The sequence below is a fragment of the Bradyrhizobium manausense genome (assembly GCF_018129685.1).
Taxonomy (GTDB): domain Bacteria; phylum Pseudomonadota; class Alphaproteobacteria; order Rhizobiales; family Xanthobacteraceae; genus Bradyrhizobium; species Bradyrhizobium manausense_D.
The window spans coordinates 139,274-152,542 of the sequence record NZ_JAFCLG010000001.1 but is presented as its reverse complement, the minus strand read 5'-3'; the positions used below and the strand labels follow the sequence as shown (position 1 = coordinate 152,542).

12 protein-coding genes and 1 pseudogene are annotated in these 13,269 nt (G+C 63.5%); 5 read left to right on the top strand and 8 right to left on the bottom strand.

The annotated features are described in order from the left end of the window. Positions 1-12: 12 nt before the first annotated feature. Positions 13-387, bottom strand: coding sequence for a DUF2946 family protein (locus JQ621_RS00800; protein ID WP_212232529.1), 375 nt, complete (start codon positions 385-387; stop codon positions 13-15). Positions 388-870: 483 nt separating this feature from the next. Here JQ621_RS00800 and JQ621_RS00795 point away from each other — a divergent pair. The 5 genes and pseudogenes from JQ621_RS00795 (at position 871) to JQ621_RS00775 (ending at position 6,244) form a co-directional block, all read left to right on the top strand. Beyond that, positions 871-1,276 (top strand): annotated as a pseudogene (locus JQ621_RS00795) (globin). Between the two features lie 125 nt (positions 1,277-1,401). Beyond that, a complete protein-coding gene (locus tag JQ621_RS00790; protein ID WP_212232528.1) occupies positions 1,402-2,424 on the top strand; it encodes a sugar ABC transporter substrate-binding protein in 1,023 nt (340 codons plus the stop codon). Positions 2,425-2,447: 23 nt separating this feature from the next. Further along, positions 2,448-3,950 (top strand): sugar ABC transporter ATP-binding protein, encoded by a 1,503-nt coding sequence (locus tag JQ621_RS00785; protein ID WP_212232527.1) that lies wholly within the window; start codon positions 2,448-2,450, stop codon positions 3,948-3,950. 12 nt (positions 3,951-3,962) lie between these two features. After that, a complete protein-coding gene (locus JQ621_RS00780; protein ID WP_212232526.1) occupies positions 3,963-4,991 on the top strand; it encodes an ABC transporter permease in 1,029 nt (342 codons plus the stop codon). 257 nt (positions 4,992-5,248) lie between these two features. Then, positions 5,249-6,244, top strand: coding sequence for a serine hydrolase domain-containing protein (locus tag JQ621_RS00775; RefSeq protein WP_312015380.1), 996 nt, complete (start codon positions 5,249-5,251; stop codon positions 6,242-6,244). An 84-nt stretch (positions 6,245-6,328) separates the two neighbouring features. On the opposite strand, the gene JQ621_RS00770 is transcribed toward JQ621_RS00775, so the two are convergent. From JQ621_RS00770 to JQ621_RS00740, 7 genes are all read right to left on the bottom strand, one after another. Then, positions 6,329-7,309 (bottom strand): alpha/beta hydrolase family protein, encoded by a 981-nt coding sequence (locus tag JQ621_RS00770; protein WP_212232524.1) that lies wholly within the window; start codon positions 7,307-7,309, stop codon positions 6,329-6,331. 111 nt (positions 7,310-7,420) lie between these two features. Then, entirely contained in the window at positions 7,421-8,473 is a 1,053-nt protein-coding gene (locus JQ621_RS00765) for an ABC transporter ATP-binding protein (protein WP_212232523.1), read from the bottom strand. After that, complete coding sequence (locus tag JQ621_RS00760; protein WP_212232522.1) at positions 8,466-9,446, bottom strand: ABC transporter ATP-binding protein; 981 nt, start codon at positions 9,444-9,446, stop codon at positions 8,466-8,468. The genes JQ621_RS00765 and JQ621_RS00760 overlap by 8 nt, the downstream gene beginning before the upstream one ends. Beyond that, positions 9,443-10,264 carry an ABC transporter permease gene (locus tag JQ621_RS00755; RefSeq protein ID WP_212232521.1) on the bottom strand — a complete coding sequence of 274 codons (822 nt, stop codon included), beginning with the start codon at positions 10,262-10,264 and terminating at the stop codon, positions 9,443-9,445. Before JQ621_RS00755 ends, JQ621_RS00760 begins: the two co-directional genes overlap by 4 nt. Continuing rightward, the gene (locus JQ621_RS00750) at positions 10,261-11,184 is read right to left on the bottom strand and encodes an ABC transporter permease (protein ID WP_212233755.1); all 924 of its coding nucleotides are present in this window, start codon (positions 11,182-11,184) and stop codon (positions 10,261-10,263) included. Before JQ621_RS00750 ends, JQ621_RS00755 begins: the two co-directional genes overlap by 4 nt. Before the next feature lie 75 nt (positions 11,185-11,259). Next, entirely contained in the window at positions 11,260-12,849 is a 1,590-nt protein-coding gene (locus JQ621_RS00745; RefSeq protein WP_212232520.1) for an ABC transporter substrate-binding protein, read from the bottom strand. A 151-nt stretch (positions 12,850-13,000) separates the two neighbouring features. Next, positions 13,001-13,255: an ABC transporter substrate binding protein gene (locus JQ621_RS00740; protein WP_212232519.1), complete on the bottom strand. Its 255-nt coding sequence runs from the start codon at positions 13,253-13,255 to the stop codon at positions 13,001-13,003. Between the last annotated feature and the right edge of the window lie 14 nt (positions 13,256-13,269).

Here is a 13,269-nt window from a genome sequence, read left to right as displayed (position 1 = left end):
CTTAAATTGTCGTCAGGAAATTTTAGGCGGCGCTCGTGCCTGGGCGTTCGAGCTGCCATGGGCGGCAACAGCGGACGCACCCGCCTCGTGCCACACCACGCGTTCGGCGTGGCGGAAGGGAACGGAGAGCGTCGCGTGCGGTGGCGAATCGAAGGACGCGTTGGCTTGCACAAGACAACACAGCGCGCAGGCACCGGCATGTGCGGTCGGCGAATCGTTCTGGTCGCTCGGAGCACCCTGCTCACTGACACTATGGCAGATGACGCCGCCAGCGAGCGGATCGGACACGGCCTGGCCAGCCGCCCAACAGGCGGCAATCGGCGCCAGCACCTGCATCACCAGCGCGAGCAGGACGACAGGTAAGAATTTTTGCAGCCGTGCGCGCATCCGCCGAACCATTCGTTCGTCTGCTAACTAAACACCGCGATCGCGCCGAGTCGAGGTCACATCGGTCGCCTTGTTGGCGGCGCGCAAATTTCGCAAGAAATGTGACGGGAACACCCCACCGAAGGGACGACCTTCAGCATTTGAGGCAGCCCAGCCGCCCTCGCCCATCCACAGATATCTTATATTTGTCATATACTTATAGGGTTAAGAGCCCGAACATTTCGTCAGCTGCTCGAATTTTGAACAATCGTTGCTGAAAATGATGACAAGTGAGAAAAGTTGATCTAGCATCCTTTTGCTCAGGCTGGCCGTGAGGTTGAAGTCTGGTGGTCCAAGTCTCGGGAGGAGCCCCTGGCGCGCAAAACGCAGCGTCGCCCCGTCAATCAAGATCAAATCTTAGAATCGGGGATAATAGGGTCGACACAATTTTTGAGCGGGGCTAGGGCCCCGCTCTTTTTTTGTCTTTAACGGCGTAGCCTGCCGGTGAGCGTCTCTCTCAATCCGATCGAACAGAGCCTTGAGCGCGCAGCCTCGCGCTGCGCCGATCTCACGCCCCTCGTCTATCAGCGGCTGTTCGATGAGCATCCTGAAGCGCGAGCGATGTTCCGCACGCAAAGGCAGCGAGTTCGTGATGGGATCAATGCTTGCGCTGACGATCGAGGCGATCCTCGACTTCGCCGGCGAGCGCAGCGGACATTTTCGGCTGATTGCCTGCGAGGTGGCCTCGCACGACGCCTACGGCACGCCGCGCGAGTTGTTCATCAGCTTTTTCGCCATCATCAGGGATACCCTGCGCGATCAGCTCGGCGATGAATGGTCGGACGAGATGACGCAGGCATGGGACATGCTGCTCGTCGAGATCGATGCCTTCGCTGGCATCGCAGCGTAGCGCTTTGCGCTGCACCAAGGCGCGCGCTGCAGATTAGGTAGCGTGAACCCACCGATTGTGAGACACTTTCCGGATCGGTAGCGCAACCAATGATGCACCGACGACAAGATATAAGGGAGCGAGCGATGTCCGGGACGAAAGACTTCTCGACGACGAGGCGCGATCTTCTTCAGGCGGCTGCGACCGCCGGCGCGGCGACTGCCATCCTCGGCAGCTTGGGCATAAACCCAGCATTGGCCGCCGAAATGGGACGAAGCGAGAAGCCGCTGAAGGCGGCGTTCTCCAACGCAGGCCTCCAGGCGACCTGGTGCGCGCAAGGCAAGCAGGCCGCAGAGTTCTGGGGCAAGCTGTTCAACGTCGAAGTGACCTGGTTCGACGGCCAGCTCGATGCCGTCAAGCAGCGCGCGGCGATCGACAATATGGCGTCGCAGAAATGGGATTTCGTCGCGATCCAGGCCTTCGGCATCGGCACCCTCACCCAGCCCGTGCAGAAGATGATCGACGCCGGCACGCCTGTGATCGACATGGACACGCTGATCGCGCCGCTCGACCAGATCAACGTCCACTCCTTCCTCGCCCCCGACAACGAGTTCATGGGCGCGTCGGTGACGCAGGCGCTATGCAACGCGATGGGCGGCAAGGGCAAGATCATCATGACGCAAGGAGCGCTCGGCCACACCGGTGCGCAAGGCCGCGCCAAGGGCTTCAACAACGTCGTCAAGCAATTCCCCGGGATCGAGGTGCTCGATACCCAGCCGGCCGACTGGGATGTCTCCAAGACCGCGCGGCTCTGGGAAACCTACCTCACCAAATATCCGCAGATCGATGCGGCCTTCTTCCACAATGACGACATGGCGCTTGCGGCCGCCAACATCATGAAGGCGCACAACCGCACCAACATCCTGATCGGCGGCGTCGACGCGATGCCGCCGGCGATCCAGGCGGTGAGCGAAGGCCGGATGTACGCGACCGTGCGCAATCCGTCCTGCCGCATCCATGGCGGCGCGATCATTGCGGGCGTTGCGGCTGTCGCCGGTGGCGAGAAGAGCGGCCAGGGCATCCCCAAGAACGTCGTCACCGACGGTCCTGTCGTGACCAAGGCCAACGCCGCGGGCATGCAGTGGATGCAGGATCACTTCCTGATCTGAAATCCTCCAAGACCTGAACTTGCATGCCTGAGGGTCGTCAGCCCATCCTGGAACTCCAGGGCATCACGAAGAGCTTCGGCGGTGTCGAAGCGCTTCGTGGTGTCGACTTCGCACTTCGCCCCGGCGAGATCCACGGTCTCGTCGGCGAGAACGGCGCGGGAAAAAGCACGCTGATGAAGATCATCGCCGGCGTGCACACCGAGTTCTCCGGCCGCTTCCTGATCGACGGCCAGGAGACCCGCTTCCGCTCGGCGCGCGATGCGCACGCGGCGGGCATCGGCATGGTGCATCAGGAGCTCAGCGTCGCGCCCGACCTGACGGTCGCGGAGAACGTCTTTCTCGGCAACCAGCCAACCAACGCCCTCGGCCTCGTGCAATGGCGACGCATGGCGCGCGAAGCCGGCGAGCAGCTTGCGCGCTTCGGCATCGACGTCGATCCGATGTCGCGGCTCGGCGATCTGCCGATCGGGCTGCAACAGCTGATCGAGATCGCGCGCGTGCTGTTCTCGGGTGCCCGCATCGTCATCCTGGACGAGCCGACCTCGGCCCTCTCCCCGCCCGAGGTCGAGCGCCTGTTCGCAACGCTACGGCGCCTGCGCGAACAAGGCACCGCCATCGTCTTCATCTCGCATTTCATCGAGGACATCCTGCGCGTCTCCGATACGGTCACCGTCTTCCGCAACGGGCGGAAGGTCGCGGAGACCGCGAGCGCCGCCACGACCAAGGGCGCACTGATCGAGGCGATGATCGGCCGCGGCGGCGAGGCGCTCGAGCACAGCTACACCGACGACCTGATGCTGCCGCGACCGACCGACAGTCCGGTCATCCTGAAGGCCGACCAGCTGTCGCTGGCCCGCAGCCTCAAGGGCGTCTCCTTCGAGGCCCGCGCCGGCGAGGTGCTCGGCATCTACGGTTTCATGGGCTGCGGGCAGCAGGAGCTGTCGCGGATCCTGTTCGGCAAGCTGAAGCCGGACGCCGGCACGCTGATCGTCGAGGGCACGCCCAAGACCTTTGCCAGCACCGCGGCGGCGCGGCGCGCGGGCGTGGCGCTGGTGCCGGAGAGCCGGCGCGCGATGCTGTTTCACCAGGAGCCGGTCTACAAGAACATCTCGATCAGCATTCTCGACCGCATCTCGTCGCTGCTGCTCAAGCCCGCGCAGGAGCGCGAGATTGCCCAGCGCCAGGTCGAGCAGTTGCAGATCAGGCCGCCGGTGGTCGGCCTCGATCTCGGCATGCTCTCCGGCGGCAACCAGCAGAAGGTGGCGCTGGCGAAATGGCTGACCTACCCGCCCAAGCTGCTGGTGCTGTGCGAACCCACGCGCGGCATGGATGTCGGCGCCAAGAACGACGTCATCAACATCGTCCGCGACCTCCGCGCCAGGGGGCTTGCGATCATCGTGCTGTCGACCGAGCCGGAAACGGTGCTGTCGCTGGCCGACCGCATCCTCGTGCTCAAGCGCGGCACCCTGGTGCGGGAATTCAAGAACGAGCCGGTCAGCAAGGACCGCCTGCTGGAAGCAGCGTGACGGAGAACCACAATGGCGAGCAGTGAGACGGCACCGGCGGCGGGCCAGCGCGCACGGGGCCTTGCGCCCTTCCTGCGCTCGCAGATGCGCAACATCGCGCCGTTCCTGACGCTGATCTTCCTGTCCGTCTTCTTCGCGCTGGCCAGCCCCTCCTTCGCGACCATCGACAACCTCGGCAACATCCTGACGCAGGTGTCGGTCACCGGCATCATCGCCGTCGGCCTCACTTTCGTGATCCTGTGCGCGGAGATCGATCTCTCGATCGCCGGCATCGCCAACGTCACCGGCATCGCGGTCGCCTACTTCACGCTGCAGGAATCCTACGTCAACATTCCCAACATCCCCCTGCCCGGCGCGGCCGCCATCCTGCTCGCCATCGCGCTCTGCGCGGCGCTCGGCCTCGTCAACGCGCTGGGGCTGACCGTGATCGGCATCCCCTCCTTCATCATGACCCTGGCGATGATGCAGATCGCGGCCGGCATCTCGGCCCTGCTGGTGCGCGGCCAGATCGCCTACAAGGTGCCTGATCTGATCACCACGCTCGGCTCGGGCTCGATCGGCGGCGTCCCCTGGATCGTCATCGTCGCGGCCATCATGCTGCTCGGCGGGCACCTGGTGCTGACCTACACGCGCTTCGGCCGCTACGTCTACATGGTCGGCGGAAACCGCGAGGCCGCCGAATATTCCGGCCTCAACGTCAAGCTCATCCTGGGCAGCGTGATGGTGATCTCGGCGGTGTGCTCCGGCATCGGCGGCATGCTCGGCGTCGCCCATTTCGGCAGCGCGCAGCAGAACGAGTTCGACACCTATTTGCTCGACTCCATCGCCGCCGTCGTGGTCGGCGGCACCAGCCTGTTCGGCGGCCGCGGCGGCATCGGCAACACCATCGTCGGGCTGTTCGTGCTCGGCGTCCTCAACAACGGCCTCGACCACGTCAACATCGACAGCTTCCTGAAGATCCTGATCCGCGGCGTGATCCTGCTGCTGGCGCTGATCATCAACGTCTATGCGCAGCGCTTGCGGGAAAAAACGGCGGAATAGACCGCCCCCCGAAACAAAGCCGCGAAAACAACCCCATGCACAGTAGCCGGCATCAGGGAAATCAATAGCTTGCCGACAAGGCCGCAAAATTACTGATTTTTCGAAGTGAATTTGACGTGTCGGGCAAAACAGGAGTATGATGCTACGATACCTACCTGCGCAGAATTGGCGGTGCATGCCGTGCAGCCCACCGTCGTCTTTCCCTTCACCCATCGTCTGCCGAACCCCGGAGCGAAGCCATTGTCATGCGGTATCTTGTGCTGCTCGCGACCTTGCTGGTCTGGTCGGCCTGGGCAAGCGCAGAGCCCGGATCTGAATGGAAGTTCCTCGGCTCCAATGGACCGGCGCAGACCTCGCCAGTTCAAGGCGCCGTCCAGAGTTACGCCCGAAAATACAAGCCGACCGCGATCATGGTCGTGCAGGACGGCCTCGTCGTCGCGACATCGGGAGACGTCAGCCGCAAGGTCAATATTCGTTCTGTTCGAAAGAGCTTCTTGAGTGCCCTCTACGGCGTCGCCATCGAACGCGGTCAGATCAAACTCGAAAGCACGCTCGGGCAATTGGGCATCGACGACACTGCCCCGTCGCTGACGGCTGACGAGAAGCTTGCAACGGTTCGCCAGCTGCTCATGACCCGCTCCGGGGTCTATCACCCGGCGGCTTACGAGACGAGCGACCAGAAATCGAGGCGCCCGCTGCGCGGCAGTCATTCGCCTGGAACGTTTTGGTACTACAACAACTGGGACTTCAACGCGCTAGGTGCGATCTATGAAAGGGCGACGGACTCGAACCTGTTCGACAGTTTCGAGAAGCTGATTGCACGCCCCCTGGGCATGCAGGACTACACGGCCCGTGACGGGACATTCATTGGAGATGGTTCGTCGCTTTATCGCGCCTACGTGTTCAGCATGAGCGCGCGCGATCTTGCGCGTTTTGGATTGCTGTTCCTCAACAAGGGGCGATGGAACGACGTTGCCGTTATTCCATTGCAATGGACGGCCGAGTCCACGAAAGCCTATTCAGAGACCGATCGAAACGACCGCGGTTGTGGATATCTCTGGTGGACTCTCGGTGCCGGCGCTTGGGGAAGCGACGCAATCTTTGCGTCCGGCTATGGAGGACAGTTGATCGTGATCGTGCCGGAGAAGCATCTTGTTGCCGTTCAGTTGGTCGAACTGGATCAAAGCCAGAAGGGAATTCACACCACGACCTTTCTCGACCTCGTCCGGCAGATCCTGACCTTCCCCGATTGAAGTTCCCGCTTGATCCCGCCAAACTCCTGCTGCGGCCGAGAGCCTATCAGTCGGCTCTGGTTAAATCATTCCGTGAGACGAACCTCAGCGAGGTGCGTCGTCGACGACAAGGTGATCAAGGAAAAACCGTGCAACATTCGCGTTGAATTCGCGATGGAACGCCGCCCTGTCGAAACCCTCGGGCTTGTCGGTGCAGATGCGGGGCAGCGCGGCCGTGAGCTGCGGCGAACATGGCGCCAGGAAAGCGAAGTGGCTGGCCGGCACGCTGTGAATCTCCGGCGTTCCCGGCAGGCTCCGAGCGATGCGCGCAGTGCCCGCGGGATCCACATCAACGCCCGCCGTCGGCAATTCCGCGCGCCAGAACTGCAGCGGAATCCTGATGGCGGACAGATTGTCCTTCGTGAAGAACCCACTCGGCGGCTCGGCAATCACGGCCGCCCGGATACGCGCGTCCTGCGTCGGAACTGGAATGTTGCCGCTGCGGAGTTGCTCACAAAACTTCGATGTATCCGTGCAACCGCGTGCGACCCTTGCAAAGTCCGGCGCGACACCGATCAGCGCCAGGCCGGTGTACCCGCCCTTGGAGAAACCAAACAGACCGATTTTGGAGGAATCAACAACCGCCTTGTCCTTCCAGTCCTTCAACACGAAGTCGAGCAGCCGGACCAGATCGGCTGGACGCGACAAGAAACTGGACAGCTCATCGCTACGCGACGTGTCATTGCCGTTGTCCCCCGAGTGATTGATTGCCGCAACGACAAAACCGGCGTCGGCCAAGGCCGTTGCGGAGTCATGGTGTCCCCCGAACCAGCCCCGATAGCCATGAGAAAAAATGATCAGCGGCAGCTTCGTCCCGATGACGGGACAGTCCTTCACGCCGACGAGGCCATAGTCGACGCCCATTCCGAGATCGCCGAGCTCCACGTCTCGCGGTTGGGCCTGGCACGGATACCAAATCGCGCCCGATAAGTTCGGACCATGGTTGAAGAGCTGGATGCCAGCGGCTTCGGCGGAAGAAACCGAGCAAAGAAGGAAGGCAACGAGAAGCCAAAATACCGTGCGCAAGTAACTGTCCCAATCGCTGAACGCGGAACAAGCGAAGAAACGTCGGCTAAATTATGTCCAAAATCCCTTTGCCTATCGGTCCCGGCGACGACGGATCGTTTCGGATCGTGGCTAGCGATGAGCCTCTTCGCCCAAGGCCAACGCCACCCGCCCCGAAATCTCATCCGCCCGCCAGCATCTCACCGCGTGCCCGTCGGGCCGCGTCTCCAGCACCGGCCCCGGCTCCCTGCGGCACACATCTTCCGCGTACCGGCACCGCGGGCTGAACGCGCACCCGTTCGGCGGGTTGAGCGGGTTCGGAAGATCACCGCCTGTCGTGGCCAGCGGCGCATGATGCAGCGGATCGGGGATCGCCGCGATCAGCGCCTGCGTATACGGATGCGCCGGCCGCTCGAAGATCTCGCGCCAGTCGCCGTTCTCGACGATGCGGCCGAGATACATCACGGCGACGCGGTCGCTCATGTGCTCGACGACGCCGAGGTCGTGGCTGATCATGATGTAGGAGAGACCGAGCGTGTCCTTCAGTTCCAGGAGCAGGTTAATGATCTGGGCGCGGATCGAGACGTCGAGCGCGGAGACCGGCTCGTCGCAGATGACGATCCTGGGGTTGAGGATCAGCGCACGCGCAATGCCGATGCGCTGGCGCTGGCCGCCGGAGAATTCGTGCGGGTAGCGGTCGGCCTGTTCGGGGCGCAGGCCGACATGACGCAGCATGGTCGCGACGCGGTCCTCGATCTCGCTTCTTGCGGTCACGCCGTGGACGCGCAGCGGATCTTCCAGCGTGCGGCGCACGGTCTGGCGCGGATTGAGCGAGGCGTAGGGATCCTGGAACACCATCTGCACGGTGCGGGCGAGCGCCTTGCGATCGCCTGATGGCCTGGATGTCACCACCTGCCCGTCCAGTACGATGCGGCCGCGCGTCGGCGTCACCAGGCCAAGGATGGACAACGCCACCGTCGATTTGCCCGAGCCGGACTCGCCGACGAGGCCGAGGCATTCGCCGCGCTTCAACTTGAGATGGACACCGTCGACGGCACGGAGCAGCCGCCGGCCACGGCCGAACAGACCACCGCCCAGCGGAAAATGCACCGCCAGGTCCTCGACGCTGAGAATGAGATCGTCATCCCCCCTCGCCTCGCCAGGTCCATTCTGGGGCTCAAGCATGGTGATGACACCTCACCAGACCGCCAGCCTCCAGGAAATCCGCCGTCGGCACGAGCGTCCTGCAAATGTCGGTCGCACGCGCGCAACGCGGATTGAACCGGCAGCCATCGGGGAAATTGGAGATCGCCGGAACGACCCCCGCAATCTCCTTCAGCCTGTTACGGCCGAGCGCGGCACGGCTGCCGAGCCGCGGCAGCGAGTCGACCAGGCCTTGCGTATAGGGATGCGAGGGCGCGCGGAAAATATCGGCGGAGCCGCGCTCCTCGACGATACGGCCGGCATACATCACGGCGACCCGGCGGCAGACATTGGCGACGAGGCCGAGATCGTGGCTGATCATCAGGATCGCCGTGCCGCGCTCGGCACAGAGATTGCGCATCAGCTCGATGATCTCGGCCTGCACGGTCACGTCGAGCGCGGTGGTCGGCTCGTCCGCGATCAACAGGTCAGGACCACAGGCGAGCGCGATGGCGATCATGACGCGCTGGCGCATGCCGCCGGAGAGCTGGTGCGGGTAGTCGTGCACGCGCCGCTCCGGCGCGGGGACACGGACGTTTCCCAGCGCCTCGACCGCCAGCTGGTTGGCCTCCCGCCAGCTCTTGCCCTTGTGCAGCACGAACATCTCGGCGATCTGCCGGCCCACCGGCGAGACCGGATTGAGCGCCGTCATCGGCTCCTGGAAGATCATGGCGATGCGATTGCCGCGCAAGTTCCGCTGCGCAGCTGCCGAGAGGTGCTGGATCTCACGCCCGTCAAACCTGATGACTCCGGCCCCGATCGACAGCGGCGGTCGCAGCAGGCCGATCAAGGCCAGCGCCGTGATGCTCTTGCCGCAGCCGGATTCGCCGACCAGGCCGAAGGTCTCGCCGCGATCGATCCGGAACGAAACGCTCTCGGCCGCGGCCACGCGCCGCGATCCATCGTCGAGATCGATGCGGAGATCCTCGACCTCGAGCAGCGGTGCGCCCGTCATGCCCGCCGGCTCCGCGATTGGGGATCGAGAATGTCGCGCAGGCCGTCGCCGAGCAGATTGAGCCCAAGCACGGTGAGGAAGATGGCGAGGCCCGGGAAGACCGAGAGCCACGGCGCCGTCGTGATCTGATCGCGGGCGTCCGACAGCATGCTGCCCCAGCTCGGGAACGGCGGACGAACGCCGAGGCCAAGGAACGACAAGGCAGCCTCGGACAGCACCGCACTGCCCATGCCGAGCGTGGCGATGACCACGATCGGCCCCAGCATGTTCGGCAGCAGCTGCGTGATCATGATGCGCAGATCGCCATAGCCGAGCACGGTGGCCGCCTGCACATAGCCCTGGCTGCGCAGCGACAGCGCCGAGGCCCGCGCAATCCGGCAGGTATAGGACCAATTGGTCAGCCCGAGCGCGATCAGGAGGCTGGTCAGGCCCGGCCCAAGCACCGCCATGATGGCGAGCGCGAAGATCAGCGAGGGGATCGCGAGCATGACATTGGTCAGGGCGTTGACGACATCGTCCCACCAGCCACCCCAGTAGCCGGCGCTCAGGCCCAGCGCCACGCCGATGACGCTGTTGATGAGCTGCGAGACGATGCCGACGGTGAGCGAGACACGCGCGCCGTAGAGGACGCGGGAATAGATGTCGCGGCCCTGGTCGTCGGTGCCGAACCACCAGGTCCAGCCCGGCGGCTCTTCCGCGTTCAGGAGGTTGGCGTCCATCACGGGATCGGTGTGCGCCAGCCAGGGCGCGAGCAAACCGACCACGATCGCGAGCGCGAACAAGGCGCCACCAATGATGAGATTGGCGCGAAGCTTCATGCGTATCGGATCCTGGGATCGATCACGCCGTAGAGCAGATCGATCAGCAAATTGATCGCGAGAAAGGCCAGCACCACGACGAGAATGGAGCCCTGCACGGCCGGAATGTCACGCTGCAGGACGCTGTCCACCAGCAGCGAGCCGATGCCCGGCCAGGAAAACAGTTTTTCGACGACCACCGCTTGCCCCATCAGCCCGCCGAATTGCAGGCCGACGGTGGTGAGGATGATGACGAGGGCGTTGCGCGTCACGTGCCACTTCACCACACGGGTCTCGCTCATGCCCTTGGAGCGCGCGGTCCGGACGAAATCGGCGGTCATGATCTCGAGGACGGCGGCGCGCGTCGTCCGGGCGAACAGCGCCATCGGCGAGACGCCGAGCGTCACGGCCGGCAGCAGCAGATATTTCAGGCTGCCGTCGCCATAGCCAAAACTCGGCAGCCAGCCGAGCTTCAGGGCAAACAGGTACATCAGCACCAGCCCGAGCCAGAACTTGGCGATGGACAGGCCAGACACCGCCAGGACCATCGCGGCGCTGTCAACGAGACCGCCCGGCCGCAACGCGGCGACAAAGCCGAGCGGCACGCCGACCACGACGGAAAACGCCATGGCCGAGAAGATCAGCTGCAGCGTCGGCCATGCCCGCTTGGCGATCATGGTGGTGACGGGCTCGCGGGTCCGGAACGACGTCCCGAAATCGCCGGTCGCCAGCTTGGCGATGTATTTGCCAAAGCGCACGTAAACGGGATCGTTGAGGCCGAGCTGCTGCTTGAGGCGCAGCTCGACCTGGGGATCGACGTCGTCGCTCATGGTCGAGGCGATGCTGCCGGGAACGACGCTGAACAGCACGAAGACCAGCATCACGACGGCGAGCACGGTCGGAATGGTCTGCAGCAGACGGCGGATCAGGAAGGAGAGCATCGGCACTTTCTTCCCTCCCTCTATCGCTTCAATGGCGATGAAAGGATGGCGATGGAAGGAGCACGAGAACGCGTGTCACTTTGCGGGCGAGGTCTCGTCGACCCAGAGCTCCTCGGCGTTCTGATGGGTCAGCTCCGTCGGGTTCTTCTGGATCCCGTGGAGCCAGGGCTGCACGGCCATCACGGCCTTGTTGTAGTTGAAGAACCACACCGGCGCCTCGTCATAGAGCAGCGCATTGGCCTTCTGCAGCAGAAGGGTGCGCTTGGCAGTGTCGTCGGCCTGCCCGGCCTCATCCATGATCTTGTCGAAATCGGCATTCTTGAAGGTCATGTAGTTGCAGGCGGATTGCGGCGTCGAGGAATGGAAGCATTTGAGCGCGGCCAGCGGATCCGGGCCGCTCTGCTGGGAATAGATGAAGGCCTGGTAGTCGCCGGTGCGAACAACCTCCGCCAGCACCGCGGTCTCGACCTGCTTGACCTTGACCTTGATGCCGACCTTGTCCAGCATCGGGATGACGGCCGAGACGATCGGCAGTCCCCAGCTTTCGTTCTGGCTGGTGGTCCACTCGAATTCGAAGCCGTTTGGATAGCCGGCGTCGGCAAGCAGCTGCTTGGCCTTGGCGGGGTCATACGGATACGGCTTCATGGTCTTGTCGTAGGCCGGCGAGGTCAGGGGCAGCCAGCTGGTGGCGCGATAGGCCTTGCCCTTGACCAGCTTGTTGATGATCAAATCGCTGTCGATCGCGTAGTTGATGGCCTGCCGCACGCGCTTGTCGGCGAACGGCTTGAACGACGGATTCATCCCCATGTAACGCGTGAAGACCTCGGCGACGTCGACGATGGTGTCCTTGAGGTTGGGATCAGCCAGATAGGCGACATATTGCGCCGGCCCGAGCACGGAGGTGTCGATCTCCTTGTTGCGGAAGGCGACGTCGCGCGCCGCGGCCTCACCCATGATCGAGACGATGAGCTTGTCGGCATAGGGCTTGCCGGGCTTGTAGAACTTGTCCCACCTCTCCATGACGATGCGCGATCCCGGCACGTGCTCGACGAACTTGAACGGCCCGAGGCCGATCGGATGCTGGATGAAGCTCTCCTTGGCGCCTTCGTCGGCGGGATAGATCGAGGTCAGCGCGGTGAAGAAATAGAAACCGGGGTCGACCTTCTCGGTCAGTTTCATCTCGAGGGTGAAGTCGTCGATTTTCTTCAGGCCGGAGATTTCCTTGGCCTGCCCCTTCTCGACCGCGGCCGCGCCCTCGATGATGCGGACAAAGCGCGCGCCGGGATAGGCCTTGGTGCCGTCCATGATGCGGTTGAAGGACCAGATGACGTCGTCAGCCGTCATCTTGCGGCCGTTGTGGAAATAGGCGTCGTCGCGGAGCTTGAAGGTCTGAACCAGACCGCCGCCCGAAACGACGACCTCCTTCGCAAGCTCCGGAACCGGCTTTCCTTCCGCGGAGTCCCAGGTGTAGAGCGAGCGATGCAGGGCCTTGGCGTAGATCTCGTCCTGGGCGCGCTGGGTGGTGTGGATGTCGAGGCTGGTGAAGCTCGAGCCGTAGGGCGCCGTCATGCGGATGGTTCCGCCCTTGCGAGGCGTCTGGGCCTGCGCTGGTCCGGCGAGCGCCAGAGCCACCCCCGCCACGATTGCAATCATCCTGAGCATCATGTGTCCCCCAACAACGCAAAGTATTCCGGTCATGGGATTTGATCATTCACAGCCCGTCGAGCGCAAGCTCCGTTTTGAGGGCGATCGGCTCCGGAAAGCCCCAATGAGCGGGGCGACCCGGCGCAGTGATGCGCTGCGGCAAGCGGCCCGGCTATTCGATGATTTCATCGGCGCGGAACAGAAACGCCTCGGGAATCGTCCAACCCAGCGCCTTCGCGGCCTTGAGATTGATCGACAGGTCGATCCTCGTCGGCTGTGCGACCGGAATGTCCTCGGCCCTGGCGCCCCTCAAGATCTTGTCCACATAGTCGGCGGCCTGACGAAACTGGTCGACCTCGTTCGGACCGTAGGCGATCAAACCGCCCTCGGACCGGATATATTCCCGTGCGCCCCACATCGTCGCCATGTCGGACTCGCGCG